Genomic DNA, 25,326 nt, shown 5'->3' with positions numbered 1-25,326 from the left:
TTTGATTGATGCCGGGGCCGGCCAGCGGAACTTAGGCTGGACGGATGGCGACCGAACGATCCAGAACCACCCCCGTCGCCCGCGTCCTCCAGGTCTGCCTGCACCTGCTCGTGGCGGGCCTGCTCGCGCTCGCCGTCGCGCGGGCCGCCTTCGCCGATCACGGCGCCGACCCGGCGGCCGTCGCCGCCGCGGCCACCGCGATGGGCGCCGTCTACGCGGTCGGGCCGCAGCTGGCCTCCGTCCGCCGCTCGCGCCGGGCGGCCGCGCTCTGGCTGGCACTGCTCGGCGTCACCTGGGCGGGCGTGCTGATCACCACCCAGGACGGGGTCTGGCTGGCGTTCCCGCTGTACTTCCTGGAACTGCACCTGCTCGGGCGGCGCGGCGGGCCGGTGGCCGTCGGGCTCACCGCGGCCGCGGCGATCGCCGCCTGGTCCTGGCACCAGCACAGCTTCAGCCTCGCCGCCTCGATCGGGCCCGCCCTCGGCGCGGCCGTCGCCACCGCCACCGTGCTCGGCTACCAGGCGCTCTACCGGGAGAGCGAGGAGCGGCGCCGGCTGATCGACGAACTCACCGCCGCCCGCGCCGACCTCGCCGCCGCCCACCACACCGCCGGGGTGCTGGCCGAACGCGAGCGCCTCGCCCGGGAGATCCACGACACCCTCGCGCAGAGCCTCAGCTCCATCCAGCTGCTCCTGCGGGCGGCCCAGCGGGCCCTGCCCGAGCGCACCGACGCCGCCGCCGGGTACGTCGAGCAGGCGCGGCAGGCCGCCCAGGACAACCTGGACGAGGCCCGGCGCTTCGTCCGCGCGCTCGCCCCGCCCGCGCTGGACGGCGACCCGCTGCCGGTCGCCCTGGAACGGCTCTGCGCGACGACGACGGCGCACAGTACGCTGCCCGTCCACCTGCACGTCTCCGGCGACCCGGTACGGCTGCCGGCCGCGCAGGAGATCGCGCTGCTGCGGATCGCGCAGTCGGCGCTCGGCAACACCGTCCGGCACGCGAAGGCCTCGCGGGCGGAGGTGACACTCAGCTACATGGAGGGCGAGGTGGCGCTCGACGTGTTCGACGACGGGGCCGGGTTCGACCCGGCGGCGGTCGCGGGCCGCACCGGCGGGGACGGCGGGTTCGGGCTGCCCTCGATGCGGGCCCGGGCACGGGCCCTCGGCGGCACCTTCACGGTGGAGTCGACGCCGGGGGAGGGCACGGCGGTGGCGGTGCAGTTGCCGGTCGGACCGGGTTCGGAGGGCGGGTCGTGATCCGGCTGCTGATCGCCGACGACCACCCGGTGGTGCGGGCCGGGCTGCGGGCGGTGCTCGAGAGCGAGCCGGACTTCGCGATCGTCGCGGAGGCGGCGACCGCCGAGCGGGCCGTCGAGCTCGCGGCCGAGGCGGACGTCGACGTGGTGCTGATGGACCTGCAGTTCGGGCCCGGCTCGGCGATGAACGGCGCCCAGGCCACGGCCGCCATCACCGCCCGGACGGGCGCGCCGCGGGTCCTGGTCGTCACCACGTACGACACCGACGCCGACACGCTGCCCGCCCTGGAGGCGGGCGCCACCGGGTACCTGCTGAAGGACGCGCCGCCGGAGGAACTGGCCCAGGCCGTACGGGCGGCCGCGGCGGGGCGCAGCGCGCTGGCGCCCAGCGTCGCCGACCGGCTGCTGGAACGGATGCGGACGCCTGCGGCGGCACTCAGCGCGCGGGAGACCGAGGTGCTGGGGCTGGTCGCCGACGGGCTGACCAACCAGCAGATCAGCCAGCGGCTGCACCTGAGCCAGGCCACGGTGAAATCCCACCTGGTGCACATCTACACCAAGCTGGGGGTCGACTCGCGCACGGCGGCGGTGCGGGAGGCGCGGGGGCGGGGGCTGATCCGGTAGGGGCGGGCGCCACGGTCGGTCGGGGCCGGTCGGGGGCTTGGTCCGGTGGGGCGGGCGGGAGTCGGGTGGGCGAGCATAGGGTGGGGGCGGCCCGTACCCGCAGTGCTGCGTGAGGAGTGCCCCGATGGCCGTGCGTCTCGACGAGCTTGCCGTACCGGTGATCGGTGCGCCGATGGCCGGCGGGGCATCGACGCCGGAGCTGGTGGCCGCGGTGAACCGGGCCGGCGGGCTGGGGTTCCTCGCGGCGGGGTACCGGAGCGCGGCGGCGATGGCCGAACAGGTCGCGCTGGTACGGAAGTCGAGCGACCGGCCGTTCGGGGTGAACCTCTTCGTCCCGGCGCCCCCCGGGGACCGGGCGGCCGTTGCCGCCTACCGGGAGCGGCTGCGGCCCGAGGCCGAGCGGTGGGGGGTGGAGCTGCCGGAGGAGATCGGGCCGGACCGGGACGACTGGGAGGCCAAGCTCGCCGCGCTGCTCGCGGATCCGGTGCCGGTGGTCTCGTACACCTTCGGGCTGCCGACCGCCGAGGAGGCGGCCGCGCTGCGGGCGGTCGGGACCGTGCAGGTCGGCACCGTCACCACGCCGGCGGAGGCCCGGGCGGCGGAGGCGGTCGGCATGGACGCGCTGTGCGTGCAGGGCCCGGAGGCGGGCGGACACCGGGGCACCCACCGGGTCACGGACCAGCCGGGGGAGGTGCCGCTGCTCCGACTCCTGCCCGCCGTACGGGAGGTGACGGCGCTGCCGCTGATCGCCGCCGGCGGACTCGGCGACGGTGCGGCGATCGCGGCGGCGCTGCGGGCCGGCGCGGTCGCGGTGCAGCTGGGGACGGCCCTGCTGCGGGCCGACGAGTCCGGCGCCTCGGCCGCGCACCGGGCGGCGCTCGCCGCGCTCCCGGAGACGACCGTCACCCGCGCCTTCACCGGCCGCCCCGCCCGTGGCCTGCGCAACGCCTTCATCGACCGCCACGGCCCGTACGCCCCGCCCGCCTACCCCGAGGTCCACCACCTCACCGCCCCGCTGCGCGCCGCCGCCACCCGCCGCGCCGACCCCACCGCCATGCACCTCTGGGCCGGCACCGCCCACCGGCTGGCAAGGTCCGGCCCGGCGGAGGAGATCGTCGTCGACCTGTGGCGGGCCGCGCAGGGGTAGTGCGCCCGGCGCGCGCCGGGTGGGGAATGTCGTCCTCCGCAGGGGTGGATTGAACGGGCGTACGCCGCCGCGATCGGCGGCGAGGTCGAGGTCAGCGTGCGCCAGGGCGAGCGGACGATCAAGGTGGCCTGACCGTCCGCTCCGGACGGCGTCGTCACTCCAGCAGGGTGGCCATCCAGGACTCGACGTCCCGGGCCGTCCTGGGGAGGGCGCCGGACATCAGGTGGGCGCCGTCTTCGGTGATGACCAGGTCGTCCTCGATGCGGATGCCGAGGCCGCGGAGTTCCACGGGGAGGGTTTCGTCGTCGGGTTGGAGGTAGAGGCCGGGTTCGACGGTGAGGACCATGCCCTCCTCGAGGACGCCGTCGAGGTAGCGGTCGGCGCGGGACTTGGCGCAGTCGTGGTAGTCGAGGCCGAGCATGTGGCCGCTGCCGCAGAGGGTGTAGCGGCGGTAGAGGCCGTTGTCCTCGGCGAGGGCCTGTTCGGCGGGGATGCGCAGGACGCCCCAGTCGGCGAGGCCTTCGGCGATGACCCGCATGGCCGCGCGGTGGAAGTCGCGGAAGCGGGCGCCGGGGCGCAGGGCGGCGATGCCGGCGCTCTGGGCGGCGAGGACGAGTTCGTAGGCCTGGCGCTGGACGGGGGTGAAGGTACCGCTGAGCGGGAGGGTGCGGGTGATGTCGGCGGCGTAGAGGGTGTCGGTTTCGACGCCCGCGTCCAGCAGGAGCAGGGAGTTCGGGTCGAGGGCGCCGTCGTTGCGGATCCAGTGCAGGACGCAGGCGTGGGCGCCGGAGGCGGCGATGGTGGTGTAGGCGGTGCCGTTGCCCTCGGCGCGGGCGCGCAGGTCGAAGACGCCTTCGATCCAGCGTTCGCCGCGGTGGTGGCGCAGGGCGGTGGGCAGGGCGCGGACGACGTCCTCGAAGCCGGCGACGGTGTGGTCGACGGCGAGTTGCAGCTGCCCGATCTCCCACTCGTCCTTGATCAGGCGCAACTCGGAGAGTACGGCGGCCAGTTCGCCGTCCTCGACGGTGGCGACGGGCCGCCCGGTGGCCTCGTCGACCAGCGGGTCGGTGCCGGCCAGTACCCGGGTGGGCGGCTGGGGGCCGGAGAGCAGTTTGCCGAGGTCGTCGAGGTGTTCGGTGCGGACCCCGGTGAGTCGGGCGGCTTCGGCGAGGTCGGGCCGGGAGCCGACCCAGAACTCGCCGTAGCGGCGGTCGCGGTAGAACTCGCCGCCGTCGCGCGGGGATCGGGGGCGCAGGTAGAGGATCGGCTCGTGGAGTCCGGGACCGGCCGGTTCGAGGACGAGGACGTGGTCGGCCTGGTCCTCGCCGGTGAGTCCGGTGAGCCAGACGTACGCGCTGTGCGGGCGGAAGCGGTAGTCGAGGTCGTTGCAGCGGACCTTGAGCCGGCCGGCCGGGACGACCAGCCGTTCGCCGGGGAAGGCGGCGGAGAGGCGGGCGCGGCGGCCGGGGAAGCGGTCGTGGCCGGGGACGCGCCGGTCGGCGGGGAGCGGGGTGGCGGCCCAGCGGGTGCCCATGAAGGCGGCGAGGGCGGGGGTGACGGGGAGGTCGTGGCTGCCGGTGTTGAGGCCGGTCGGGGGGAGGGTCACCGGTGAACTCCTAGGCGGGGCTGGGAAGATGCGCGGCGGGGGCACCAGCGTGGGCGGGCACGGACACAGCTCGGTAACGGGCGGCGCCACCTCTTGTGTAGTGCAATTTCACATTACTATGTTACGGGTCACACGGCGGAGCGGCCAGACCCGGCCCCCCACAGCGGAGTTGCAACATGACCAGGCGCACCCACGCCGCCCTCGCGGCGGCCCTCGCGGCGACCCTCACCCTCGGCCTCGGGGCCTGCACGAACGACAAGAGCGACGGTGGCGGCGACGCGGCCGCGTCCGACACCAAGGGCCCGGGCGCGGAGAGCGGCTCGATCATCGGCGGGACCCCGGCCAAGGGGGGCACCCTCACCGTCCTGACCAACCAGGACTTCGCCCACCTCGACCCGGCCCGCAACTGGACCGTCCCGCACATGGACTTCGGGACCCGGCTGCTCTACCGCACCCTGACCACCTTCAAGGCCGAGCCGGGCGCCGCGGGCAGCGAGATCGTCCCGGACCTCGCCACCGACCTGGGCAAGTCCTCCGAGGGCGGCAAGGTGTGGACCTTCACCCTGAAGGACGGTCTCAAGTACGAGGACGGCAGCCCGATCAAGTCCGCCGACATCAAGTACAACGTCGAGCGGTCCTTCTCGCCGGACCTCACCGGCGGCCCCGACTACGCGATCCAGTACCTGGCGGGCGGCGAGGGCTACAAGGGCCCGCTGACCGGCGAGCACCTGGCGAGCATCGAGACCCCGGACGACCGGACGATCGTCTTCCACCTGAAGCGCCCGGTCGCCGAGTTCTCGGACACCGTCACCCTGCCGACCTTCTCCCCGGTGCCGCAGTCCCAGGAGAAGGGCACCCAGTACGACTCCCGGCCGTTCTCCTCCGGTCCGTACAAGATCGAGACCTACGACCGCGGCAAGCAGCTGGTGCTGGTCCGCAACACCAACTGGGACCAGGCCACCGACACCGTCCGCAAGGCCTACCCGGACAAGGTCGTGGTCACCCAGGGCATCAAGGGCGGCCAGGCCGACGACCGGATCATCGCCAGCGACGGCGCCGACGCCAACGCCATCAACATGCCCTGGATGCAGCACGAGACCGTCGCCAAGGTGATGCCCAAGGCGGACGTCAGGGCCCGCATGGCGGCCGAGCGCACCGGCTGTACGGACATGCTGTACCTGAACACCGCCAAGGCGCCCTTCGACGATCCGAAGGTGCGCGAGGCGATGATGTGGGCGGTCGACCGCGAGGCCCAGGTGACGGCCTTCGGCGGCCCCGCGGTGACCGACGTGGCGACCTCCTTCCTGCCGCCGTCGCTGACCAACGGCGTCAAGGCCGACCCGCTGAAGATCCCGGCGTCCGGTGACCCGGAGAAGGCCAAGGAGCTGCTGAAGGCGGCCGGCAAGACCGATCTCAAGGTCGCGCTCACCGTCTCGCTCGGCGACAAGACCCGCGCCGAGGCGATCCAGCAGTCGCTGTCCAAGGTCGGGGTCCAGGTCACCGTCAACACCGTGGACCCGTCCGCCTTCACCGACACCCTGGGCGACACCAAGAACGCTCCCGAGCTGACCATCAACGGCTGGTGCCCGGACTACCCGTCCGCCGCGACTTTCTTCCCGTTCCTGTTCGACGGACGGACCATCAAGGAGAAGGGCAACCAGGGCAACCTCAGCCAGTTCCGCGACCAGGCCACGATGGACCGGATGGACCAGATCGCGGCCATGACGGACGTCGGCGAGGCCAACAAGGCCTGGCAGCAGCTGGACGAGGACCTGATGAAGAAGGCCCCGGCCGTCCCGCTGATGTGGCAGCGCCGCCCCCTGCTGGTGGGCACCAACGTGGCCGGCGCGTTCGGCAACTCCGGCTACGCCGGCATGATCGACCTCGCCGTGGTCGGCCTCAAGGACCCCGCCAAGGGCAAGTGAGGAACTGGCAGCGATGAGTACCTCCACTGAGCCCGCCGCCGTGGCCGAGTCCACGCCGGCGGGCGCCAAGAAGGGCGCCGGGCGCGGGCCGTGGCGGCTGGTCTGGGACCAGCTGTGGGCCAAGGGCTCGGCCCGGTTCGGGCTGGTCACGGTCGGCGTGCTGGTCCTGGCCGCCGCCCTGGCCGGACCGCTGAGCTCGCTCGGCGGCTGGACCCCCGAGGAGTTCGACAAGCGCGCCGTCGACCCGTACCTGGGCGGCACGCCCCGGGGCGACTTCGGCGGCATCAGCTCCCGGCACTGGCTGGGCGTCGAGCCGATCACCGGACGCGACCTGTTCGCCCGGGTGCTGCACGGCGGGCAGGTCTCCCTGCTGATCGCCTTCACCGCGACCGCCGTCGTCGTGGTCACCGGCACCCTGGCCGGCATCGCGGCCGGCTACTTCGGCGGCCGCACCGACACGCTGCTGTCCCGGCTGATGGACCTCACGATGTCCTTCCCCTCGCTGATCTTCATGATCGCGATGATGTCGGTGGCCCAGGACGTCAACCGGATCCTGCTGATCACCCTGGTGATCGGGATGTTCACCTGGCCCGGCATCGCCCGCGTGGTCCGCGGCCAGACCCTGTCGCTCAAGCACCGCGAGTACGTCGAGGCCGCCAAGGTCGGCGGCGCCCGCTCCTGGCGGATCCTCACCCGGGAGATCCTGCCGAACGTCTCCGGCCCGATCATCGCCTACACCACGCTGCTCATCCCCGGCATGATCGCCACCGAGGCCGCGCTCAGCTACCTCGGCGTGGGCGTGCGGCCGCCGACCTCCTCCTGGGGGCAGATGATCGCCGAGAGCATCAAGTACTACGAGACCGACCCGACGTACTTCCTGATCCCGACCGCCTTCCTGTTCCTCGCCGTGCTCGCGTTCACCCTGCTCGGGGACGCGCTGCGCGACATCCTCGACCCCCGGGGAGGCCGGTCGTGATCCTCTACCTCGGCCGCCGACTGCTCGGCGTGGCGGGCATCCTGCTCGCCATCTGCGCCATCACCTTCACCATCTTCTACCTGCTGCCCAACGACCCCGCCGCGGCCGCCTGCGGCAAGACCTGCAGCCCCGAGCGGCTCGCCGACGTCAAGGCGGCGATGGGCCTGGACAGGCCGGTCTGGGACCAGTTCCTCGCCTACCTCGGCGGCATCTTCTCCGGCCGTGACTACGGCGCCGGCCCCAGCGCCGTGCACTGCGGCTTCCCCTGTCTCGGCTACTCCTACGAGTACGGGCTGCCGGTGTGGGACCTGCTGACCGACCGGCTGCCGGTCTCCGTCTCGCTCGCCCTCGGCTCGGCCGTGCTCTGGCTGGTCCTCGGCCTCGGCGCGGGCGTCACCTCGGCGCTGCGCAAGGGCAAGCCGATCGACCGGACGCTGATGGTGCTGTCGGTCGGCACCGCCTCGCTGCCGGTCTACTTCACCTCGATCATGCTGATCTGGGGCGTCGTCAGGACGGCCGGGCTGCTGCCCTACCCCGCCTACCACCAGTTCACCGAGAACCCCTTCGAGTGGGCCTCCAACCTGCTGCTGCCGTGGACCGCCCTGGCCCTGCTGTACGCGGCCATGTACGCCCGGCAGAGCCGCAACTCGATGATCGAGGCGATGTCCGAGCCGTACATCCGCACCGCCCGGGCCAAGGGCCTGCCGCCGCGGACGGTCACCGTCAAGCACGGGCTGCGCTCCGGGATGACGCCGATCCTCACCATCTTCGGCATGGACCTCGGCGGCCTGCTGGCCGGCGCCGTCATCACCGAGTCCATCTTCGGCCTGCCCGGCGTCGGCCGGCTGTTCTACGACGGCCTGGGCCGCTCCGACCAGCCCGTCATCCTCGGCGTCACCCTGCTCGCGGCCTTCTTCATCGTCGCGGCGAACCTGCTGGTCGACCTGCTCTACGCGTTCGTCGACCCGAGAGTGAGGTACTGATGACCAGGTTGCTGGAGGTCGAGGACCTCAAGGTCGCCTTCGACACCCCCCGCGGCACCGTCCGGGCCGTGGACGGCATCTCCTTCAGCGTCGAGGCCGGGCGCACCCTCGGCCTGGTCGGCGAGTCCGGCAGCGGCAAGTCCGTCACCTCGCTCGCCGTCATGGGACTGCACCGCGGCGCCGCCGTCACCGGCTCGATCCGGCTGCAGGGGCAGGAGTTGAACGGGCTCGGGGAGAAGGAGCTGGGCGCCGTCCGGGGCCGCCGGGCCGCGATGATCTTCCAGGACCCGCTGTCCAGCCTGCACCCCTTCTACACCGTCGGCGAGCAGATCGCCGAGCACTACCGGGTGCACTTCAAGGCCAACCGCAAGGCGGGCCGGGCCCGCGCGGTGGAGATGCTGGCCGAGGTCGGCATCCCCGAGCCGGCCCGCCGGGTCGACGAGTACCCGCACCAGTTCTCCGGCGGCATGCGCCAGCGCGTCATGATCGCCATGGCGCTCGCCTGCGAGCCCGACCTGCTGATCGCCGACGAGCCCACCACGGCCCTCGACGTCACCGTCCAGGCGCAGATCCTCGACCTGATCGCCCGGATCCAGCAGGAGCGCGGCCTCGGCGTCGTGATGATCACCCACGACCTCGGCGTGGTCGCCCGGGTCGCCCACGAGGTGCTGGTCATGTACGGCGGCCGGGCGGCCGAACAAGCCCCGGTGGACCGGCTGTTCGCGCAACCCGCGCACCCGTACACCCGCGGCCTGCTGGACTCGCTGCCGCGCCTGGACGACACCGACGACGCCCCGCTGCGGGCCATCCCCGGCAGCCCGCCGTCGCTGATCGCCCCCGCCCCCGGCTGCTCCTTCGCCCCGCGCTGCGCCCGCACCACCGCCGCGTCCGCCGAGGAGCACGCCCGCTGCCTGGCCGAGCGCCCCGTGCTCGGCCCGCTCGCCCCCGGCCACCAGGCCGCCTGCCACCTGCCGCTGGTGCCGGAAGGGGTGCTGTGATGTCCGAACCGCTGACCGAACCACTGACCGAACCACTACTGTCCGTACGGGACTTGGTGAAGACCTTCGCCGGTCGGCGCAGCCGCACCGGGCGGCCCGGTGCGCCGACCCGGGCCGTCGACGGGGTCAGCTTCGACGTCGGCGCGGGGGAGACGCTCGGCCTGGTCGGCGAGTCCGGCTGCGGCAAGTCCACCACCGGCCGGATGATCGTCCGGCTGCTCGACCCGACCTCGGGCACCGTCACCTTCGACGGCACTGAGATCGGCGGACTCTCCCAGGCCCGGCTGCGCCCGCACCGGCGGGACCTGCAGATGGTCTTCCAGGACCCGTACTCCTCGCTCAACCCCCGGCAGACGGTGTCCCGGATCATCTCCGAGCCGCTGCTCGTCCAGGGCGAGAGCGCCGCGGCCGCGCGCAAGCGGGCCGCAGAGCTGATGGAGCTGGTCGGGCTGATCCCCGAGCACCTGGACCGCTACCCGCACGAGTTCTCCGGCGGCCAGGCGCAGCGCATCGGCATCGCCCGCTCGCTGGCCACCTCGCCGCGGCTGGTGATCGCCGACGAGCCGGTCTCCGCGCTGGACGTGTCCATCCAGGCCCAGGTGGTCAACCTGATGGAGCGGCTCCAGCAGGAGCTGGGGCTGGCGTACGTGTTCATCGCGCACGACCTCTCGGTGGTCAAGCGGGTCTGCGACCGGGTCGCGGTGATGTACCTGGGCCGGATCGTCGAGATCGGCGACAAGGCCGAGGTGTACGGCAGCCCCGCGCACCCGTACACCCGGGCGCTGCTGTCCGCCGTACCGCTGCCGGACCCGGAGGCGGAGCGGACCAGGGAGCGGATCGTGCTGCTCGGCGACCCGCCCAGCCCGGCCGACCCGCCGCCCGGGTGCACCTTCCACCCGCGCTGCCCCAAGGCGCAGGACCTGTGCCGGACGGAACGGCCGCTGCTGCGGATCGCCGGACCGGGCACCCGGCAGGCGGCCTGCCACTTCCCGGAGGTCCCGGGAAGCTGAGAGACCCCCGGTCGGGCGCGGCGGGGAACCTTACGAGGGCCGCGTCCGACCGGGTTCCATCACTCCTCCTGCGGCAGCAGCCGGCGGGGTCCGGGCCCCTCGGCGGCCAGTTCGTCGCCGGGGTTGAGCACCCGGCAGCGGCGCAGCGACACGCAGCCGCAGCCGATGCAGCCGGTCAGCTCGTTCTCCAGCCGCTCCAGTTCGAGCCGGCGGGCGCGCAGCTGCTCGGCCCAGCGGAGGGAGATCCGCTCCCAGTCGTGCTTGCCGGGCATCCGGTCCTCCGGGAGGCCGGTGAACACCTCGGCGACCTCGCTGAGCGGGATGCCGAGCCGCTTGGCGACCAGGATGAGCGAGATCCGGCGCAGCACGTGCCGCCGGTAGCGGCGCTGGTTGCCGGCCGACCGCTCGGAGGAGATCAGCCCCTGCTCCTCGTAGAAGCGCACCGCCGAGGTGGCGATCCCGGCCCGCCGGGCCACCTCGCCGACGCTCAGCAGATCGACCGGTGCGGTGGTCATGGCGGCTCCTTGACTTCAAGTTCTCTTGAAGTCCTACGGTACCCGACATGACCGGATCACTTGCCGCGAAGAGCGACACGACCGTTGCCCAGCTGGACAGTTACCCAGCGGAGTCGCCGTCCGAGGGGGCCTCCGGCGGGTGGCGCGAACTCTTCTCCCGCCGTTACACGGCCGCCGCCTCGATCCTCGCGGGCGGGGTCGCGCTGCCTACGTCCTGGGCTTCCTGGTCTTCGGCGCGGGCGCGGTACTGAACGCGCTCGGCCCGTCGATGGCGGCGCTGATCCTCGGCCGGGTGGTGCAGGGCCTCGGCGGCGGGCTGGTCGCCGGGCTCGGCTACGCCGTCATCCGCAGCGCGCTGCCGGAGCGGCTGTGGACCAGGGCGGTCGGGCTGGTCTCCGCGATGTGGGGCGTCGGCACCCTCTGACCTCGGCGCTGGCCGGCACCCTGGTCAACCCGGGCGCGGACAGCCCGGTCGACTCGGCCCGGTACATGACCTTCGGGATCGCCGCGATCACCGTGCTCGGCGTGGCCACGGCCGCGCCCACCGCCCGCCGCCTCGGGCGGTGAGGCCCCGGAACGAGGCCCCGGAACGAGGCCCCGGATCCCTTTTCGTCGGGGGGATCCGGGGCCTCCTCACGACCGGCTCAGGAAGCCGGGCCCACCCGGACGGTGGTGATCCGCCCGCCCTGGGACTCCCGGACGACCTCGATCTTCGTGTCGGTGTCCGGCACCTTCACCGTCAGCTGCGGCGTGGCCGGGTCGGCGTACACCCCGGTGTGGTCGTTGAACACCGGGACGGCCGGCTCGGCCGGGATCCGCACCGCGACCCCGCCCTTGTGCAGGGTGAACGCCGTGGTCGGCTTGAGCGAGAAGGTGGCGTCGAAGGTCTGCGCCCGCCCGTTGACCAGCGTTCCGTCGGCGAAGCGGATCGGCGCCGGGTGTGCGTCGATCGGCAGGATCAGCCCGCCGCCGGGGTGGTCCTTGGTGTTGTTGTCGCCGTACGAGGTGTCCCACAGCCAGAGCAGGACGCCCTCCTGGTACGGGTAGTTGTCGACCACGTTGGCCTTGCCCGTGACGCCGCTGTAGCCGAAGTTGTACGGGCCGGTCTTCAGGAACGCCCCGTAGCCGGTGTAGCGGCGGTTCTCGGCGAGGTAGGCGCGCGGGTGCTGCTTGACGGCGGCGCGGCCGGTGATGACGGTGAAGCCGCCCGCGGTCCAGCCGCCGGCCCCGTTCTCCGCGCCGTCGGCGAACAGCTCGGTGCCGCCGGCGGTGGCCCGGACGGCGTCCACCAGCACGCCCTTGCCGTGGGTGTTGCCGTCCGAGGTGGCGTGGAAGCGCAGTCGGAGCTGCTGCCCGAGGTAGCCGTCCAGCGGGATGTGCAGCTTCCGGTAGGTGCCGGAAGTGCCGGTCAGGCCAGGGGTGTTGGCGTTGGTGTTGCCGATCGGCGCGCCGTCCACGGTGCCGCCCAGGGCGGTCCAGTGCTTGCCCTGGTCGGTGGAGGCCTCGACGGTCAGGAAGTCGTAGTCCTGCTCGACGTCGTACCAGACCGCGGCGTCCAGCGCGGCCGGTCCGGCGGCAGTGCGCAAGTCGACGTCCCGGGAGAGGGAGTTGTCGAGGTTGTCACCGGTGTCGCTCCACCACTGCTTGCCGCCCTCGTAGGGGTCGGCGAGGTCGGTGCTGGTGGTGCCGTCCGGCAGGTGCACCAGGACGGCCTGCGCCTGGTCGGTGTTGTAGCTGCTCACCCCGAGGGCGTGGCTGGAGCGGGTGGCGGCCTGCGCCTCGTCGTAGTTGAGCCAGCCGAACTGCAGCTTGCTCCAGGCGTCGAGGTCGCCCGGGTAGCCGCCGGTGGTGTTGGGGCCCTTGCCCAGGTACGAGCCGGAGGACATCAGCGACCAGAAGTTGACGCTGTTGTCGCCACCGCTGGTGCTGTACAGGTCGGGCAGGCCGAGGTTGTGGCCGTACTCGTGGGCGAACAGGCCGACGCCGCTGTTCTCGCCGCCCTGGACGTAGTCGTAGACGTAGAGGCCGGTGTCGCCGACCGGGGCGCCGCCGATCTTGTCGCCCTCCGGCCCGGTCCGCCCGGTCGCGTCCGGGAAGGCCCAACTGCGGTGCGCCCACAGCGCGTCGGCGCCCTGGGCGCCGCCGCCCCAGGTCTCGTCCACGCCGGCGTGAACCACGACGACGTTGTCCAGGTAGCCGTCGGGCTGGTTGAACTCGCCGTCCTTGTCGTGGTCGTAGCGGTCGTAGACGTCGTACTGCGCGAGCTGCGCCTTGATGTCGGCGACGGAGCGGCCCTTGGCGACCTCGCCGTCGTACCAGGCCTTGACGGCGTCCCGGACGAACTCCTGGGCCTGGGTCCAGGCGCCGGAGCCCTGCGGGCCCTTGTTGCTGCCGTAGCGGGCCTCGTTGTACGGGACGGTGACCCAGTCGCTGACGGTGCCCTCGACGTCGTACCGGCCGGAGGACTGGGTGCGGTAGTAGTTGCGCATCGACACGGCGCCGGGCGTGTCGTCGAAGAACATCTTCTGGTAGTACGCGCGGTCGAAGTCCGGCGACCACAGGGTGTGGTTGTCGTCCTTGCCCGGCTTGGGGATCTGGTTGTGGTGCGGGCCGGGGGTGCCGCCGTAGCGCGGCTGGCCGTTCCACTGGGTCGAGTTGTCGACCTCGTCGCCGAACTGGGCGAGGATCACGAAGACCTTGTCCGTGCGCTGGTGCGCGAGTTGGACGTAGTCGTTGCCGATCCGCACCTTCGCCGGGGCCCGCTTGTCGGCGCTCTTGGCGACGGTGCCCTTGTTGAGCTGCTCCAGGGCCTTGCTGCGGAGCGCCTGGCGCTCGCGCTCCTGGGGCACGAGCGGTGCGGGCGGGGCCTCGGCGCCCTGCTGGGCGGGGTCGGCGGCCTCGGCGGCGGTGACGGTGAGCGGTGCTGGGGGAGCGGCCTGGGCGGGGGTGCCCAGCAGGGTGGCCGCTATCGCGCTCGTGGTGAGCGCGGCTGCGAGGGCCGCGGACAGTCTGCGCAACTGACCGGTCCTTTCCGGGGGATGGGGGTGCTTCGGGCGCGGGTGCTTCGGAGCACAGGTCGTACGGGTTGTGAAGCGCAGGTAATATTTCACATGTCACGGGTCACGTGGAAGAGGTCGGAGCAGCGGAAAGGGCGCCGCACGGAGTGTGCGACGCCCTCGGGTGGACGGCTCGTCAGTTCGCGGTGTACTCCACGGCCACGCTGACCACGGCGAGCACGCCGAAGACCGTCCCCAGGGTCGGTCGGCCCGCCGCGCGCAGGGCCAGCGCGCCCGTCCCCAGGACCACGAGCTTGAGCACGATCTCGGCGGTCAGCGGCAGCCGGAACCTCGGCCCGCCGGCGGCCAGGAACAGGCCCCAGGCGGTGGCCGCCAGCGCGGGTGTGCCGAGCCCGAGCAGGATCCGGGTGAGCGTGCCGGAGCCGGTCTTGAAGCCCCAGTAGCAGAGCGCCGCCAGCAGCCCCAGTTCGAGGGCGAAGGCGAGCCCGCCGTTGACCACGGTCAGTGGGGTCCACTGCCGCTGCGAGACCGGGCCGGGTCTTTCGATCCTCATCTCGTCGGTTCTCCCCGTTCGTTGCCGCCGTCCGGGCCGGGCGGCGATCACGCGGGGAGTGTCGCAGCCCGGCCCGGGGAGCACAACGGATCAGCCCAGGGAGGCTCGCATGAAAGCGAGTTCGGCCTGGGTGAGCTGCTCGTTCATCCCGTCAGGGGTCATGTGGGTGACACCCGGCAGGGGCAGCACCGCGTGCGGGCGCCCGGCCCGGTTGAGCGCCTGGGAGAGCAGCAGGGTGTGCGAGGGGTGCACGTTGTCGTCGGCCAGCCCGTGGATCAGCAGCAGCGGCCTGGTCAGGCCGGGCGCGTCGGTGAGCAGGCAGTCGTCGGCGTAGCCCTCGGGGTTGTCCTGCGGCAGGCCGAGGTAGCGCTCGGTGTACGCGGTGTCGTACTGCCGGAAGTCGGTGGGCGGGGCGCCCGCGCAGGCGGCGTGGAAGACGTCCGGGCGGCGCAGCACGGCGAGCGCCGCGAAGTAGCCGCCGTACGACCAGCCGCGCACGCCGACCCGGGTGAGGTCGAGGTCCGGGTGGTGTGCGGCGAGCGCGTGCAGGGCGTCGACCTGGTCGTCCAGGGCGGCCTGCGAGAAGCGGCGGAAGATCGCCCGGGTGAAGTCCGGGGAGACGAACGGGGTGCCGCGGTTGTCGGTGGTGATCACGGCGAAGCCCTGGTCGGCCCACCATTGGCGGAGCTGCCAGCGGCGCGGCTCGGCGGCCACGGCCTGGTAGCCGGGCCCGCCGTAGACGTCCAGCAGGACGGGCAGTCGGCGGCCGGGAACGTGGTCGCGCGGGTACACCACGGCGGTCGGCAGGTCGCGTTCGGTGACCCGGGCGAGCTGCGGGCTGACCCGGTACGGCAGCGCGGCGCTCAGGTCGGTGATCGGCAGCCCGCCGGTGCCGAGCGCGGCGTCGTACGGGCCCTCGCGCAGGACCCGGCGGCGGATCCCGTTGGGGGAGGCCGAGGTGAGCAGCAGGGTGTCGGCGGCGGCGAGGGCGGAGTGCATGCCGGGCTCGGCGGTGAGCAGCTCGGGGGCGCCGCCGTCCGGGTCGACCAGGTGGACGTACTGGTCGGCCGGGTCGCCCCGGCCGGTCTCGCAGAGCAGCCGGCCGCGCAGCCGTCCGACCACCCGGCGGATCTGCAGTCCGGTGGTGTCGAGCGGCTTGCCGTCCAGGGCGAGGCCACGGGCCTGGGGGGCGTCGTGGACGGTGAGCAGCCGCCCGTCGGGCAGCCGGTCGGGAGTGCCGGGCAGGTCGTCGACCCAGAACTCGTCGGTGGTGCGCGAGAGTTCGCGGGTCTCGCCGGTGGCCGGGTCGGCGCCGAGCAGCAGGACGTTCTGCTGCAGCCGGTCGGCGACGGTGAGCAGCACCTCGTGGTCGGAGGCCCAGGAGGCGGCGCAGAGGTAGGGGAACGCGTCGGCGTCCCAGCGCAGTCGCACCCGCCCGCCGTCGAGGCCGAGGACCCAGAGCTGGACGTCGGCGTTGGGGCCGCCGGCCTGCGGGTAGGCGAAGTCCTCGGGTGCTTCGGCTGGGCGGGCCGGGTCGGCGAAGTAGCGCCGGGGGAGGGCGGATTCGTCCACCCGGGCCGCCAGCAGCGCGCCGCCGTCCGGGCGCCACCAGTGGCCCCGGGCGCGGCCGAGCTCCTCGGCGGCGGCGAACTCGGCGACGCCCCAGCGGGCGCCGTCGGCGGGGGAGAGCGGTTCGAGGCCGGGGGTGACGTACAGGGCGTCGTCGGCGACGTAGGCGACGCGCTGGCCGGTGGCGTCCGGCCGGGGGTCGAACGCGGGCCCGGCGACGGGGAGTTCGTCGCTGCTGGCGGTGGCGGTGTCGGTGCGGAACAGCCTGCCGTCGAGGGTGAAGACGGCGACCGCGAGGTCGGCGGTGGCCGCGTACGTGCCGATCCCGGCGGCGACCAGCCGGGTGCGCTCGCGCAGCCGGCGCTCGACGGCGGGCAGGTCGTCGCGGCGGCCGGTGCGGCCGGGCAGCAGCGCGGCCGGGTCGGCGACCGTCCGCTCCTCGCCGGTGGCGGTGTCGAGCAGGTGGAGGCGGTCGACCGGGTCCTCGGGACCGGTCGAGCGGAGCAGCAGCAGCCGGGTACCGTCCTCGGCGAGGGTGTACGCGCGCGGCGCGCCGTAGCTGAACCGGCCGGTACGGGCGCTGAGGGCAAGGAAGGCGTCGGTGATGGTCACGGCCCGATCGTGGTCGCGCGGTGCGTGCCCCGACCAGTAGTCTGCCATGTGAAATGTCACACACCACGCGTGGTGTCGTGCGAGCGGAGGAAACCGTGATCGAGGACCTGTGGACCGCCGAGCCCCCGGCTCCGCTGCCCGCCGCCGACGGACTGTTCAGCGTGTCGGCGGACGCGGCGCACCTGAACCACGGGTCGTACGGCGCCGTGCCGGTCCCTGTGCAGCGCGCGCAGGAGCGGCTGCGGACCGAGCACGAGCTCGACCCGGACGGCTTCTTCGCCGACCTCCCGGCCCGGATCGCCGCCGCCCGCGCCGTGCTCGCCGCCGAGCTGGGCACCGACCCGGACCGGCTCGCCCTGGTCGCCAACGTCACCGAGGCGGTCGCGATCGCCCTGGACAGCCTCCCGCTCGCCCCCGGCGAACGGGTCCTGGTCACCGACCACGGCTACGGCGCGGTCACCCAGGCCGTCGCCCGCAAGGCCGCCGAGACCGGTGCCGAGGTGGTCGTGGCACCGGTCCCGCTGGACGCGCCGGACGAGCACGCCGTCCGCGCGGCCGTGCTTGCCGCCGTGGACGCCCGTACGACCGTCGCCGTCCTGGACCAGCTCACCTCGCCCACCGCCCGGCTGGTGGCCGGCCCGGCCCTGCTCGCCGAACTGCGCGCCCGCGGCGTGACCACCGTCGTGGACGGCGCCCACGCGCCCGGCATGCTGTCCGCCCCGGCGGACCCGAACGCGGACTTCTGGTTCGGCAACCTGCACAAGTGGGCCTTCGCCCCGCGCGCCACCGGCGTCCTCGCCGTCCGCCCCGAGTGGACCGGCCGGATCCGTCCGCTGGCGCTGTCCTGGGAGCACGACAAGGGCTTCCCGGGCAACGTCGAATGGCGCGGCACCTGCGACTACACGCCCTGGCTGGCCGCCCCGGCCGGCTTCGAGCTGCTGCGCACACTCGGCCTGGCGGCGGTGGCCGACCACAACACCGCGCTCGCCGCGTACGGCGGGCGGGTGCTGGCCGAGCGGGCGGGCCTGCGGCCGCTGCCCGCGACGCCCGGGGTCTGGATGCGCACCGTCCGGCTGCCGGCCGGCCACGGCGAGACCGAGCCGCAGGCGAAGGCGCTGATGGCCGAGGTGTGGCAACGGCTGCGCACCCGGATCGCCGTCCGCCCCTGGGCGGGCGGCGGGGTGCTGCGGATCAGCGCCCAGCTGTACAACCGGCCGGGCGAGTACGAGCGGCTGGCGGACGGGCTGGCGGGACTGCTGAAGCGGAACTCCTGAAGTGGGTCACCCCGGATCCGAAGCGGGTCATCCCGGGGCCGGAGTGGGGCACTCTGGGTCCGAAGTGGGGCACCCCGGGTCCGAAGCGAGTCATCCCGGGTCCGTCCGCAGCTCCGCGAGCAGCAGGTTGCGGTCGGCGAGCAGCCCGGTGAGGATCCGCCGGGCCGACCGCAGCAGGTCCGCGACGTCCCCGCCGGCCAGCGCGTAGACCACCGTGCTGCCGTCCCGGGTGGCGGTGACGAGGCCGGACCGGCGCAGCACCGCGAGCTGCTGGGAGAGGCTGGAGGGCTCGACCTCCAGCTCGGCGAGCAGACCGCGGACGGGCGTCGGTCCGGCCTGGAGCAGTTCCAGCACCCGGATCCGGACGGGATGGCCGAGCATCCGGAAGAACTCGGCCTTCACCTGGTAGAGCTCCCCCAGCCTTCGGCCGGGAGGTACCGCCGTCGTCACGAGGCCCCCTTCTGCTGTCGGTCCGGGTTCAGATCTCCAGCGCGAGTTCGATCCGCTTGAGCTGGTGGCGGGCCATCGCGAGGTTGGAGCGGTTGCGGTTGAGCGCCAGGAAGAGGAACAGGCCGCGGCCGCTGGGCGTGGTGATCGGCCTGACCATGTGGTACTGGTTCGTGAGGCTGATCAGGATGTCCTCGATCTCGTTGTCGTGCAGGTTGAGCATCTCCATCGTCCGCATCTTGGCGCGGACCACGTCGGTGTTCCCGGCCGCGGCGACGTTGAGGTCCATCTCGCCGCCGTCGCCGAGGCTGCCGAGCGCCATGCCGCTGCCGTAGTCGACCAGGGCGACGCCGATGGCGCCGTCGATCGCCATGGCTTCCTTGAGGGATGTCTCCAGGTTCGCCATCGTGGCTGTCCTCCCGTGAGTGGTGGCTGCTTGCCGGTCGACGACGAACGTAGGGAAGCCGGGCGGCGGTCCACCGGCAATGATCGAAGACGTCCGAAGTCGACTTGTCCGTGATCACTTGAAGACATTTGCAACTATGGATCTGAGAGAGAACTGATCCGGTGGTGCGGAAAAACGGTGCTATCGATGTCGGTCCTCCCGGGTAACCTCTCGCTGAGATGCGAGATCACACCAACCACACCCGGACGGCGATGAACACCCCCGATCCAGAGCCCCAGGACGACCGGGAGCTCAGCCCCGCCGAGGCGTACGCGGCCAGCCGTCGCCGGGCCAAGGAACAGGCCACCGCCCTGTACGGCTTCCAGCAGCTGTACGACTTCCCGCTGGACGACTTCCAGCTGGAGGCCTGCGAGACGCTGGAGTCCGGATCGGGCGTGCTGGTCGCCGCCCCCACCGGCTCCGGGAAGACGATCGTCGGCGAGTTCGCCGTGCACCTGGCCCTGGCCGCCGGGCGCAAGTGCTTCTACACCACGCCGATCAAGGCGCTGTCCAACCAGAAGTACGGGGACCTGGTCAAGCGCTACGGCGCCGCCAAGGTCGGCCTGCTCACCGGCGACAACACCGTCAACGGCGACGCCCCCGTGGTGGTCATGACCACCGAGGTGCTGCGCAACATGCTCTACGCGGGCTCCAGCACCCTCGACGGCCTCGGCTACGTCGTCATGGACGAGGTGCACTACCTCGCCGACCGCTTCCGCGGCGCCGTCTGGGAGGAGGTCATCATCCACCTCCCCGAGTCGGTCACCCTCGTCTCGCTCTCCGCGACCGTCTCCAACGCCGAGGAGTTCGGCGACTGGCTGGACACCGTGCGCGGCGGCACCAAGGTGATCGTCTCCGAGACCCGCCCGGTGCCGCTGTGGCAGCACGTGATGGCCGGCAACCGGATGTACGACCTGTTCGCCAACCCCGACCGGGACGGCCGCCCCAAGAACAACCTGAAGAACCCCGGCAAGGCCGTCAACCCCGAGCTGGTCCGGCTCGCCCGCTCCGAGCTCGACCGCAACCCGCGCGACCGCTTCGGCCGCGGCCGGGGCCGCTCGATGCCCAACGGCCGCCCGGGACGGGTCTGGACGCCGGGCCGGGTGGACGTCATCGACCGGCTCGACGCCGAGGGCCTGCTGCCCGCGATCACCTTCATCTTCAGTCGCGCCGGCTGCGAGGCCGCCGTCCAGCAGTGCCTCAGCTCCGGCCTGCGGCTCAACAAGGACTCCGATCGCGCCCAGGTCCGGGCGATCGTCGAGGAGCGCTGCGCCGACATCCCCGACGAGGACCTGCACGTCCTCGGCTACTTCGAGTGGCTGGACGGGCTGGAGCGCGGCATCGCCGCCCACCACGCCGGGATGCTGCCCCGGTTCAAGGAGGTCGTCGAGGAGCTCTTCGTGAAGGGCCTGGTCAAGGCCGTCTTCGCGACCGAGACCCTGGCGCTCGGCATCAACATGCCCGCCCGTTCGGTGGTCATGGAGAAGCTGGTCAAGTGGAACGGCGAGACCCACGCCGACATCACCCCCGGCGAATACACCCAGCTCACCGGCCGGGCCGGGCGGCGCGGCATCGACATCGAGGGTCACGCCGTGGTGCTCTGGCAGCGCGGCCTCGACCCGGAGGCGCTGGCCGGCCTGGCCGGCACCCGCACCTACCCGCTGAAGTCCTCGTTCCGGCCCTCGTACAACATGGCCGTCAACCTGGTCTCCCAGTTCGGCCGGCACCGCTCGCGCGAACTGCTGGAAACCTCCTTCGCCCAGTTCCAGGCGGACCGCTCGGTGGTCGGGCTCGCCCGCCAGGTGCAGCGCAACGAGGAGGGCCTGGAGGGCTACCGCGAGTCGATGACCTGCCACCTCGGCGACTTCGACGAGTACATGGAGCTGCGCCGCCGGCTCAAGGACCGCGAGAACGAGCTCGCCCGCGAGGGCACCAGCCAGCGCCGCGCGGCCGCCGTCGAGTCCATCGAGCAGCTCAAGCCGGGCGACGTCATCCACGTCCCCACCGGCAAGTTCGCCGGCCTCGCCCTGGTCCTCGACCCGGGCCTGCCGCCGGTCAACCGCTCCGGCCGCGGCGGCCCGCGCCACCCTGACTTCCAGGACGGGCCGCGCCCGGTGGTGCTCACCGCCGAGCGCCAGGTCAAGCGGCTCGCCATGATCGACTTCCCGCACCCGGTCGCCGCCATCGAGCGCGTGCGCATCCCCAAGTCCTTCAACCCGCGCAGCCCGCAGTCCCGCCGCGACCTCGCCTCCGCCCTGCGCACCAAGGCCGGCCACCTCGAGCCCGAGCGGTTCCGCCGCGGCCGGGCGGCCGCCGCCGACGACCCCGAGATCACCCGGCTGCGCACCGAACTGCGCCAGCACCCCTGCCACGGCTGCTCCGACCGCGAGGACCACGCCCGCTGGGCCGAGCGCTACCACCGGCTGCACCGCGACACCGAGCTGCTGGAACGCCGGATGCGCTCGCGCACCCACACCATCGCCCGCACCTTCGACCGGGTCTGCGCCCTGCTCACCGACCTCGGCTACCTGAGCGGCGACACCGTCACCGACGACGGCAAGCGGCTCGGCCGGCTCTACGGCGAACTCGACCTGCTCGCCTCCGAGTGCATCCGCGAAGGCGTCTGGGACGGCCTCGCCGCCGCCGAACTCGCCGCCTGCGCCTCGGCGTTGGTGTACGAAGCCCGCCAGTCCGACGACGCCGGCGCCCCCCGGGTGCCGGAGGGTGCGGCCAAGGAGGCGCTCGGAAAGATGGTCCGGATCTGGGGCCACCTGGACGCCCTGGAGGAGCAGCACCGGATCAACACCGCCGAGGGCGTCGGCCAGCGCGAGCCCGACCTGGGCTTCGCCTGGGTCGCCTACCGCTGGGCCCTCGGCCACAACCTCGACCAGGTCCTGCGCGACGCCGACATGCCCGCCGGCGACTTCGTCCGCTGGACCAAGCAGCTGATCGACGTCCTCGGCCAGATACAGGACGCCGCCGGCGAGGACGCCGAACTCCGCAGAACCGCCCGCAAGGCCGTCGACGGCCTCCGCCGCGGCATCATCGCCTACTCGTCGGTGGGCTAGCGATCCTGATGGCGGGCCGCGAGGTCGCCCAGGCCTTCAGCCCTGGGCGACCTCGCGATTATCTGTGAAGGAGTGGAAGCGCCAGGCCCGTGGCCTCGGTGCTTTCACCCCCCACCCCGCCTTGCCCACCCCCACCCCGCCTTGCCCACCCCCACCCCGCCTTGCCCGCCGCCGCTTCGGCTCAGCCGAAGCGGCGGCGTTGCTTCCAACCTCTGAGGGCCGCGCTGATAGGGACGCAAGGAAGCAGAAGGCCCGCGCCCCAGGGAACTGGGGCGCGGGCCGAAGGATGGGATGAAGATGCCTGCCCCTGCCATCGGCAGGGGCAGAAGCAAGGTGATTCCAGGCGAGACGTTCAGTGAGCAGGGCCCACCGGGGCGAAGTAGTCGCGGAGCATCTCCGTGGTCCAACCGGGTTGGCGCACCTCTCCGCGCGGGCCGAACTCCTCGAACCAGGGCTTTACTTCGAGGACCGGGGTGCCGTCGATGGCGTCCAAGTCCTCCACGTGCAGGTCCAGGCCGTCGACTTTGACGAGTCGGCAGCGGGAGGATCCGAGCCAGTTGATGCGCCGCATGTTCCGGTGGCCGAACACGCCGACCTCGGGCCAGTCCGGGTTGTCCCGGGGACGGCGCGCGCCGAAGTTCAGGTCTGCCGGGTCGGTCTTGTGGAACCGGAAGATCACGTCGAGGTGGGAGAATTCCTCGAGCCCCTTCGTCGCGTCGAGCGGGAACCTGTCGCCGTCGAGCCTGATGATGGCGCGCGTTCCGCCCCAGTAGTCGTCGGTCGGTTCCGTACGGCCTCCCACAACATGCCCGAGCGCTTCCACGCTGAAGACCTCACCCACGTGCTTCCCCTCCTGTGAACGGACCCGCCGGGACGGCGGGTCAGATGGTAGCTGCCAGGTACTCGGCGGCGAGCCTGTCGACGGCGTCGATGGTCGGTACCTTCCGACCACGGTAGGGGGACAGCGCACTGCGGATTCGCAGGGCGACGTCGCGGGTGCGGGCGGAGCGGACCGTCTGCATGGCGTCGAGCGACCGGGACCAGATCGTGCAGGCTTCCTCGATCGAGTGTTGCCGGGCCTTCACGAGGCCCAGGTGACCGAGGGTCACCGCGTGAGTCCGGGTGAAGGAAGATGCCCTACGCGTCGCGACGCTGCGCTCGAACTCCTTCGCCGCACCTTCCAGGTCGCCGAGGTCGCGGAGCGCCGACGCCGTCTCGTGCGCCAAGGAGGCCTCGCCGAAGAAGAACACCCGGGCCGGTTCGTCGTCGCGGGCGAGGCCGCGGACAGATCGCGCTCGGCCTGAAGGAGCGCGGCGTTCGCCTCCGCGGTGCGCCCCGCAGCGGCGAGAGCGCGTGCGTGGACAACACCGAGGAGTGAACGCTCGCGTGGACTGGCGAGCCCGTACCGGTCGCCGGCGATGGACGCCTCGGCGACCCTCACGGCATGGTGTGGCTTCCGGAGGTCGACCGCCTGGTGTGCCATGGCTCGCAGGACGTGGCCGGCCATCGCGGGGCATCGGCCTCGGCCGCCAGCTTCACGGCGACCGTGTAGTAGTGCTGGGCGGTGGGGTGCTCGCCGTTGTCGAACGCCGTCCACCCTGCCAGGTAGGCGAGTTCGGATGCTGCGGAGAACATGTCCCGCCGAATCCGGTCGGAGGAGAAGGTGCCTTGGAGGAACTCTCCGACATCCGTGAGGAGGTACTGCGCGACCGCCGTGCGCCCGTGCCCGCCGCCACGGCGCTGGTCGAGCTGGGAGAACAGCCTCGTCATCTCCCGGACGGCATCGACGTCGGCCTGACCGGCGCGGCGCTGCGTGATGCCGCGGCTGCCGGTGCGAGCCATGTGCTCCCACCAACTGCCGGGGCGGAATGCTCAGCGCTCCGAGAGAGTACGTGAGCGTGCGAAGGAGCTGTCTGCGTTCCACGTCAACGTCGATCCGTCCAAGAGCCGCCAGGGCTTTCAGCGTATCCAAACCCCAGTCGCGTAGATCAGGTTGCTCGTCTCCGAACCCCATCGCAGACAGGGTGACGTCACGGTTCAGCCAAGTGGTGAGCACCTGCGCGAGGTACTGCGGGATGTTGCCGGAGGGCATGACGCCTTGGCGGACCCACTGTGTGACGGATGCCCGGCTCGGTCGTGCCGGATCGTTATGGCTGGCCGCGACGGTGCACAAGGCCCGGGCCAGGGCTTCGTTCGGCCGGCCTGCTTCCCGGATGAGCTGGCCCAGCCGTTCATTGGGCTGGCGGGTGCGCCCCATGAGGGTCTCCTGGCGATGCCGTTTAACCGGTTTAACAGCGGAAGGTAGCCAACACCTTACTCTCGGCCAACTTGGACGGTTTGCTGTTCGTGCAAGGCAGTTACCAGGCCGCACTGCGACTGTTCCGTCATGTTCGGGCGACAGGAGGGACTTTGTCCTGACAGCCCCGACCCCGAGTGAGTGAGGCACCCTCATGGAGCCTGGATCACACATCGTCACCACGAGGTTCCCCGCCGAACGGGAACGGATCGGCGAGCTCCGCCGCTGGGCCAGGACGGGGTTCGCCAGGACCGCCTTCGGCGGCGGGCCGAGCGAGGGACGCTGAGCTACTGGCACCAGCGGGAGGAGTCGAACGTCGCCGAGAGCATCCGCGTGTACCGGGCGCTCGGCCTTGTCCGCGTGGACGGTTCGGACCGCACGCCGGAGCAGGTGGCCGACGTGATCGCCGATATCGCGCGCTCGCACATCCCGAAACCTCGCGTGGAAAGGTCAACGTCCCATGACCGCAACTGAGTTCGAAGCGAAGATCCTCAACGTCGAGCCGGAGAAGATCCGCGCACTCCTGGTGGAGGCCGGGGCCGAGCACGTGATCGACCGCTTCCAGCGCCGCTACGTCTACGACATTCCGGGCCGGCCCGGAGCGTGGGTCCGGCTGCGTGACACCGGTTCCGACGTCACGCTGTGCGTCAAGGAGATTCACTCCGAGGCGATCGACGGCGTCACCGAGACGGAGACGACTGTCGGTGACTTCGACGTCACGAACACGCTCCTCGGCAAGCTCGGCTACCGGCCGAAGGCGTACCAGGAGAACCGCCGGTCCTCCTGGACGCTGGGCGGTGCGGCCGTCGAGATCGACGAGTGGCCGCTGATCCCCCCGTACCTGGAGATCGAGGGGGACAGCGCCGATCACGTCCACGCGACGGCGGCCGCGCTCGGGCTTCCCTTGGCCGAGCTGACGAGCGAGAACACGACCAAGGTCTACCGCCGGTACGGGATCGACATCGAGGCGATTCCCCGGCTCACCTTCGAGTTCGAGTGACAGGAG

At 72.4% G+C, this 25,326-nt stretch carries 23 protein-coding genes; 13 read left to right on the top strand and 10 right to left on the bottom strand.

Annotation, left to right across the window (positions count from 1 at the left end):
• The first annotated feature begins 44 nt into the window (after positions 1-44).
• The 3 genes from ACZ3TI_RS18595 to ACZ3TI_RS18585 all read left to right on the top strand — a co-directional run bounded on the left by ACZ3TI_RS18595 (position 45) and on the right by ACZ3TI_RS18585 (position 3,026).
• Positions 45-1,256 (top strand): sensor histidine kinase, encoded by a 1,212-nt coding sequence (locus ACZ3TI_RS18595; protein ID WP_465727336.1) that lies wholly within the window; start codon positions 45-47, stop codon positions 1,254-1,256.
• Positions 1,253-1,879 (top strand): response regulator, encoded by a 627-nt coding sequence (locus ACZ3TI_RS18590; protein WP_465727334.1) that lies wholly within the window; start codon positions 1,253-1,255, stop codon positions 1,877-1,879. The genes ACZ3TI_RS18595 and ACZ3TI_RS18590 overlap by 4 nt, the downstream gene beginning before the upstream one ends.
• 124 nt (positions 1,880-2,003) lie before the next feature.
• Positions 2,004-3,026 carry a nitronate monooxygenase gene (locus ACZ3TI_RS18585; protein ID WP_465727332.1) on the top strand — a complete coding sequence of 341 codons (1,023 nt, stop codon included), beginning with the start codon at positions 2,004-2,006 and terminating at the stop codon, positions 3,024-3,026.
• 154 nt (positions 3,027-3,180) lie between these two features.
• Here the strand turns inward: ACZ3TI_RS18585 and ACZ3TI_RS18580 are convergent, their stop codons facing one another.
• Positions 3,181-4,632, bottom strand: a complete 1,452-nt coding sequence (locus tag ACZ3TI_RS18580; RefSeq protein WP_465727330.1) for an aminopeptidase P family protein — start codon at positions 4,630-4,632, stop codon at positions 3,181-3,183.
• A gap of 176 nt (positions 4,633-4,808) precedes the next feature.
• Between ACZ3TI_RS18580 and ACZ3TI_RS18575 the strand changes: the two genes are divergently transcribed.
• Genes ACZ3TI_RS18575 through ACZ3TI_RS18555 form a run of 5 tightly spaced genes read left to right on the top strand, consistent with a single transcriptional unit; the run spans position 4,809 to position 10,524 of the window.
• Complete coding sequence (locus tag ACZ3TI_RS18575; RefSeq protein WP_465727328.1) at positions 4,809-6,557, top strand: ABC transporter substrate-binding protein; 1,749 nt, start codon at positions 4,809-4,811, stop codon at positions 6,555-6,557.
• 13 nt (positions 6,558-6,570) lie between these two features.
• On the top strand, positions 6,571-7,533 hold the full coding sequence (locus ACZ3TI_RS18570) for an ABC transporter permease (RefSeq protein WP_465727326.1): 963 nt from the start codon (positions 6,571-6,573) through the stop codon (positions 7,531-7,533).
• Entirely contained in the window at positions 7,530-8,516 is a 987-nt protein-coding gene (locus tag ACZ3TI_RS18565; protein ID WP_465727324.1) for an ABC transporter permease, read from the top strand. Before ACZ3TI_RS18570 ends, ACZ3TI_RS18565 begins: the two co-directional genes overlap by 4 nt.
• On the top strand, positions 8,516-9,514 hold the full coding sequence (locus ACZ3TI_RS18560; RefSeq protein ID WP_465727322.1) for an ABC transporter ATP-binding protein: 999 nt from the start codon (positions 8,516-8,518) through the stop codon (positions 9,512-9,514). Before ACZ3TI_RS18565 ends, ACZ3TI_RS18560 begins: the two co-directional genes overlap by 1 nt.
• Positions 9,514-10,524 carry an ABC transporter ATP-binding protein gene (locus tag ACZ3TI_RS18555; RefSeq protein ID WP_465727320.1) on the top strand — a complete coding sequence of 337 codons (1,011 nt, stop codon included), beginning with the start codon at positions 9,514-9,516 and terminating at the stop codon, positions 10,522-10,524. The genes ACZ3TI_RS18560 and ACZ3TI_RS18555 overlap by 1 nt, the downstream gene beginning before the upstream one ends.
• 59 nt (positions 10,525-10,583) lie before the next feature.
• Here ACZ3TI_RS18555 and soxR read toward each other — a convergent pair whose 3' ends face one another.
• Positions 10,584-11,039: a redox-sensitive transcriptional activator SoxR gene (gene soxR / locus ACZ3TI_RS18550; protein ID WP_465727318.1), complete on the bottom strand. Its 456-nt coding sequence runs from the start codon at positions 11,037-11,039 to the stop codon at positions 10,584-10,586.
• A 139-nt stretch (positions 11,040-11,178) separates the two neighbouring features.
• On the opposite strand from soxR, the gene ACZ3TI_RS18545 reads away from it, so the two are divergent.
• Complete coding sequence (locus tag ACZ3TI_RS18545; RefSeq protein ID WP_465727316.1) at positions 11,179-11,463, top strand: MFS transporter; 285 nt, start codon at positions 11,179-11,181, stop codon at positions 11,461-11,463.
• Positions 11,442-11,606: a hypothetical protein gene (locus ACZ3TI_RS18540; RefSeq protein ID WP_465727314.1), complete on the top strand. Its 165-nt coding sequence runs from the start codon at positions 11,442-11,444 to the stop codon at positions 11,604-11,606. The genes ACZ3TI_RS18545 and ACZ3TI_RS18540 overlap by 22 nt, the downstream gene beginning before the upstream one ends.
• A 77-nt stretch (positions 11,607-11,683) precedes the next feature.
• On the opposite strand, the gene ACZ3TI_RS18535 is transcribed toward ACZ3TI_RS18540, so the two are convergent.
• The 3 genes from ACZ3TI_RS18535 to ACZ3TI_RS18525 all read right to left on the bottom strand — a co-directional run bounded on the left by ACZ3TI_RS18535 (position 11,684) and on the right by ACZ3TI_RS18525 (position 16,790).
• On the bottom strand, positions 11,684-14,056 hold the full coding sequence (locus ACZ3TI_RS18535) for an immune inhibitor A domain-containing protein (protein WP_465727296.1): 2,373 nt from the start codon (positions 14,054-14,056) through the stop codon (positions 11,684-11,686).
• 175 nt (positions 14,057-14,231) lie between these two features.
• A complete protein-coding gene (locus ACZ3TI_RS18530; protein ID WP_465727294.1) occupies positions 14,232-14,609 on the bottom strand; it encodes a YrdB family protein in 378 nt (125 codons plus the stop codon).
• Between the two features lie 90 nt (positions 14,610-14,699).
• Positions 14,700-16,790 carry a S9 family peptidase gene (locus tag ACZ3TI_RS18525; protein WP_465727292.1) on the bottom strand — a complete coding sequence of 697 codons (2,091 nt, stop codon included), beginning with the start codon at positions 16,788-16,790 and terminating at the stop codon, positions 14,700-14,702.
• Positions 16,791-16,885: 95 nt separating this feature from the next.
• On the opposite strand from ACZ3TI_RS18525, the gene ACZ3TI_RS18520 reads away from it, so the two are divergent.
• Entirely contained in the window at positions 16,886-18,064 is a 1,179-nt protein-coding gene (locus tag ACZ3TI_RS18520; RefSeq protein WP_465727290.1) for an aminotransferase class V-fold PLP-dependent enzyme, read from the top strand.
• Positions 18,065-18,154: 90 nt separating this feature from the next.
• Here the strand turns inward: ACZ3TI_RS18520 and ACZ3TI_RS18515 are convergent, their stop codons facing one another.
• Together ACZ3TI_RS18515 and ACZ3TI_RS18510 are read right to left on the bottom strand one after the other, a co-directional pair.
• The gene (locus ACZ3TI_RS18515) at positions 18,155-18,514 is read right to left on the bottom strand and encodes an ArsR/SmtB family transcription factor (RefSeq protein WP_465727288.1); all 360 of its coding nucleotides are present in this window, start codon (positions 18,512-18,514) and stop codon (positions 18,155-18,157) included.
• Between the two features lie 28 nt (positions 18,515-18,542).
• Entirely contained in the window at positions 18,543-18,917 is a 375-nt protein-coding gene (locus tag ACZ3TI_RS18510) for a hypothetical protein (protein ID WP_465727286.1), read from the bottom strand.
• A 251-nt stretch (positions 18,918-19,168) separates the two neighbouring features.
• Between ACZ3TI_RS18510 and ACZ3TI_RS18505 the strand changes: the two genes are divergently transcribed.
• A complete protein-coding gene (locus tag ACZ3TI_RS18505) occupies positions 19,169-22,024 on the top strand; it encodes a DEAD/DEAH box helicase (RefSeq protein ID WP_465727450.1) in 2,856 nt (951 codons plus the stop codon).
• A gap of 352 nt (positions 22,025-22,376) precedes the next feature.
• On the opposite strand, the gene ACZ3TI_RS18500 is transcribed toward ACZ3TI_RS18505, so the two are convergent.
• The 3 genes from ACZ3TI_RS18500 to ACZ3TI_RS18490 form a co-directional block, all read right to left on the bottom strand.
• Positions 22,377-22,847: an SAM-dependent methyltransferase gene (locus ACZ3TI_RS18500; protein WP_465727284.1), complete on the bottom strand. Its 471-nt coding sequence runs from the start codon at positions 22,845-22,847 to the stop codon at positions 22,377-22,379.
• A 58-nt stretch (positions 22,848-22,905) separates the two neighbouring features.
• Positions 22,906-23,274: a hypothetical protein gene (locus tag ACZ3TI_RS18495; protein ID WP_465727283.1), complete on the bottom strand. Its 369-nt coding sequence runs from the start codon at positions 23,272-23,274 to the stop codon at positions 22,906-22,908.
• A gap of 187 nt (positions 23,275-23,461) precedes the next feature.
• Complete coding sequence (locus ACZ3TI_RS18490) at positions 23,462-23,866, bottom strand: hypothetical protein (RefSeq protein WP_465727281.1); 405 nt, start codon at positions 23,864-23,866, stop codon at positions 23,462-23,464.
• 914 nt (positions 23,867-24,780) lie between these two features.
• On the opposite strand from ACZ3TI_RS18490, the gene ACZ3TI_RS18485 reads away from it, so the two are divergent.
• Positions 24,781-25,320 (top strand): class IV adenylate cyclase, encoded by a 540-nt coding sequence (locus ACZ3TI_RS18485; protein ID WP_465727279.1) that lies wholly within the window; start codon positions 24,781-24,783, stop codon positions 25,318-25,320.
• Positions 25,321-25,326: the final 6 nt, after the last annotated feature.

Source organism: Kitasatospora sp. NPDC023120, assembly GCF_055560835.1.
This window is presented reverse-complemented; position numbering and strand designations above follow the sequence as displayed.

Bases quoted from the DNA above. Each gene is read 5' to 3' on its own strand.
- ACZ3TI_RS18595 (WP_465727336.1), top strand. From the start codon at position 45: ATGGCGACCGAACGATCCAGAACCACCCCCGTCGCCCGCGTCCTCCAG.
- ACZ3TI_RS18585 (WP_465727332.1), top strand. From the start codon at position 2,004: ATGGCCGTGCGTCTCGACGAGCTTGCCGTACCGGTGATCGGTGCGCCG.
- ACZ3TI_RS18575 (WP_465727328.1), top strand. From the start codon at position 4,809: ATGACCAGGCGCACCCACGCCGCCCTCGCGGCGGCCCTCGCGGCGACC.
- ACZ3TI_RS18570 (WP_465727326.1), top strand. From the start codon at position 6,571: ATGAGTACCTCCACTGAGCCCGCCGCCGTGGCCGAGTCCACGCCGGCG.
- ACZ3TI_RS18560 (WP_465727322.1), top strand. From the start codon at position 8,516: ATGACCAGGTTGCTGGAGGTCGAGGACCTCAAGGTCGCCTTCGACACC.
- ACZ3TI_RS18555 (WP_465727320.1), top strand. From the start codon at position 9,514: ATGTCCGAACCGCTGACCGAACCACTGACCGAACCACTACTGTCCGTA.
- soxR (WP_465727318.1), bottom strand. From the start codon at position 11,039: ATGACCACCGCACCGGTCGATCTGCTGAGCGTCGGCGAGGTGGCCCGG.
- ACZ3TI_RS18530 (WP_465727294.1), bottom strand. From the start codon at position 14,609: ATGAGGATCGAAAGACCCGGCCCGGTCTCGCAGCGGCAGTGGACCCCA.
- ACZ3TI_RS18510 (WP_465727286.1), bottom strand. From the start codon at position 18,917: ATGGCGAACCTGGAGACATCCCTCAAGGAAGCCATGGCGATCGACGGC.
- ACZ3TI_RS18505 (WP_465727450.1), top strand. From the start codon at position 19,169: ATGAACACCCCCGATCCAGAGCCCCAGGACGACCGGGAGCTCAGCCCC.
- ACZ3TI_RS18490 (WP_465727281.1), bottom strand. From the start codon at position 23,866: ATGGCTCGCACCGGCAGCCGCGGCATCACGCAGCGCCGCGCCGGTCAG.
- ACZ3TI_RS18485 (WP_465727279.1), top strand. From the start codon at position 24,781: ATGACCGCAACTGAGTTCGAAGCGAAGATCCTCAACGTCGAGCCGGAG.